This window comes from Shigella sp. FC1967 (assembly GCF_001743005.1).
Taxonomy (GTDB): domain Bacteria; phylum Pseudomonadota; class Gammaproteobacteria; order Enterobacterales; family Enterobacteriaceae; genus Proteus.
This window is the reverse complement of sequence record NZ_MIIZ01001417.1, coordinates 1-354: the sequence shown is the minus strand read 5'-3', so window position 1 is coordinate 354 and position 354 is coordinate 1. Positions and strand designations below refer to the sequence as shown.

Annotated in this window: 2 pseudogenes; both read left to right on the top strand. The window is 40.7% G+C overall.

The features are described 5' to 3' along the window. A pseudogene (locus BHE89_RS26665) lies at nucleotides 1–142 on the top strand (KilA-N domain-containing protein); the annotation flags it as partial. Further along, a pseudogene (locus BHE89_RS22570) lies at nucleotides 139–354 on the top strand (DUF968 domain-containing protein); the annotation flags it as partial. The pseudogenes BHE89_RS26665 and BHE89_RS22570, both read left to right, overlap by 4 nt.

Sequence of the window (354 nt, the reverse complement as noted above, 5' to 3'; positions counted from 1 at the left end):
GTCTGTTACGGCAAGAGGTTGTCAGTTTGGGAAGAATATGACCAGCCCTAATAATCCTCGTGAAACCCAACCGCACTTCTTTGAGAGTAAAACGGATGAATTGATCCGTATGGTGATGCTGAATAAGCGGGTGAGTGCATGAAGTTACTGTTAACGCCGTATATTCAAAAAGAACTGGGTGTTGTGTTACTTAAACCGGGTGCTGAATTACTCGAGCAATTTAAGAAGAATCACCGAGTGATTATCAGTGATGTACCACAGAGTTTAGATGTGTTGCCCTCAGGAGCTTTAACTGGCGATGAACAGCCAATTTTAAACAATAAGCACATCATTCAATTTCTTAATAGCAAAAAA